Source organism: Mesorhizobium sp. M7A.F.Ca.ET.027.03.2.1, from assembly GCF_003999175.1.
Lineage (GTDB): Bacteria > Pseudomonadota > Alphaproteobacteria > Rhizobiales > Rhizobiaceae > Mesorhizobium.
Genome location: NZ_RZOM01001188.1, coordinates 1 through 1,758 on the forward strand (window position 1 = coordinate 1; position 1,758 = coordinate 1,758).

Annotated in this window: 1 protein-coding gene and 2 pseudogenes; 1 reads left to right on the top strand and 2 read right to left on the bottom strand. The window is 65.4% G+C overall.

The features are described 5' to 3' along the window. Nucleotides 1-272 (top strand): annotated as a pseudogene (locus EN750_RS32785) (keto-deoxy-phosphogluconate aldolase); the annotation flags it as partial. A 73-nt stretch (nt 273-345) separates the two neighbouring features. On the opposite strand, the gene EN750_RS32790 reads toward EN750_RS32785, so the two are convergent. Both EN750_RS32790 and EN750_RS32795 read right to left on the bottom strand, forming a co-directional pair. After that, on the bottom strand, nt 346-537 hold the full coding sequence (locus tag EN750_RS32790; RefSeq protein WP_127272097.1) for a hypothetical protein: 192 nt from the start codon (nt 535-537) through the stop codon (nt 346-348). Nucleotides 538-701: 164 nt separating this feature from the next. Further along, a pseudogene (locus EN750_RS32795) lies at nt 702-1,758 on the bottom strand (peptidase M15); the annotation flags it as partial.

Consider the following 1,758-nt stretch of genomic DNA (forward strand, 5'->3'; position numbering starts at 1 on the left):
CTGCACGGGAAGCCGGCTTGCGCTTCCTGAAATTCTTCCCGGCCGAGCAGTCGGGCGGCATCGCTTCGCTGAAAGCCTTCGCCTCGCCGCTCGCCGATGTGAAATTCTGCCCCACCGGCGGCATCTCGGCCAAGAACGCGGCCGACTATCTCAGCCTGCCCAACGTGGTCTGCGTCGGCGGCTCCTGGGTGGCGCCCGATGACCTCGTCAAGGCCGGCAAGTGGGACGAGATCGAAGCCTTGGCGCGCGCGGCGAGCAAGCTTGCGAAATAAGGCTTCGGCCACGGCATGAAAAAACCCGGCCGACTCGCGTCGACCGGGTTTGCCAAATCGGCTCCGAAGCTGATCAGCTGCAGACCCGGACCTTTTCAACCACCCTGTGGTGATGCTTCCAGCTTGTGACCACCTTGGTCCGGCAGTGCTTCTTCATGTGCATATGGTCATGAGTTTTGACGACAATGGTCTCGGCCTGCGTAGGGGCGATAGCCGCCGAAGCGGTTGCCAATGCGATGACCGATGCCAATAGGATGTTCTTCATGGATCTCCCCGGGTTTGAACGAACCTGTATTAACCCGGGGAATAGGCGACCGTTCCGGCTTCACGAGAAGTTCAGCCGCGCGTGACCGTGCAGGCTGGCCCGGTTCGCTGAACAGCAAAAAGCCGCGCTGGTTGCCCGGCGCGGCTTTGTCGATTGATTTGCCGTCATTTGGTCTGGAAGCGGGCTACCGACATGAACTTGACGGCGTTGCCGGTGAAGCGGTTGGCATCGGCCACCTGGCTGCTCGGCTGGAAGCCGGCCGTGTAGACCTCGCTCGGCGGCGTGTGCACGATGCTGTAGGCGTAGCCCGGCGCCGTCGTCGCGCTTGAAACGGTGGCGACATGCTCGCCGCTGGTCAATGCCCAGCGGGCGGCCTGCGGTGCGGCTGCAACCACCATGGCCTTGGGGCCTGGCTTCAGGTCGCGGGCGGTGGCTCTCGATTCCTTGCGGGTCGTCTTGACGCCGGCGCCGATCGCGGCGGCCGGATCGGAACCGACTGGGCGGGCAACGACAGCATCGCGCGGCGATGCGGCGTTGGTGCCCAGATCGTTGAACGCCGACCGCGGCTCGGATCCGGACAGGGAAGCAAGCTGGTAATCGGCCGCACCGACCTGGGCATTGGCCTCGTCGAGCACGGCCTTGACCGCATCCGGCCTAGCCATCTCGGGCCGCGCCGTCGGCAGCACCGAGAACGCATCGGTCGCCGTCTTGCTTTGATCAGCCGTCTCGGCCAGCGCCATCAGCACATCCTTGCTGGGCGGCGCAGCCAGAGCGGCCGGCAGCGAATTGTCGGGACGCCATGTCGGCAACGGTATGTTGTTGACCGCGACCTGGGCCGGATTAGCCGAAGCCGTTGCATCGGCCACGCCGAAAGGAACGCTCGACGGCGCATGCGCGGTCGCCACGGCCTGCTCGGTGGTGGCTGTCGCCTCCGCCATCGCAAAAGGAACATTCTCAGGCTGCTGAGCGCCGACATCGGCTTTTGGCCGCGGTGCGAAATCCGGCAGCGGAACGCTTCGGGCCGGCAATGCCGCGATGATCGTCTCCGGCGTGTCCTCTTCCGGCTCCGGAGCCTGCTGCTCGCCCACCTGCGGAATCTCGGCGCGCCGCGCATTCTCCGGCGCTACGATAGCAATGCCCGGGAGGTTGCTGGTCTTGGCTGCCGCTGCCGGCTTCAGGTTTCTCGCTTTGGGCGGAGGGGCGGCCGAAGCGGTCTGGACA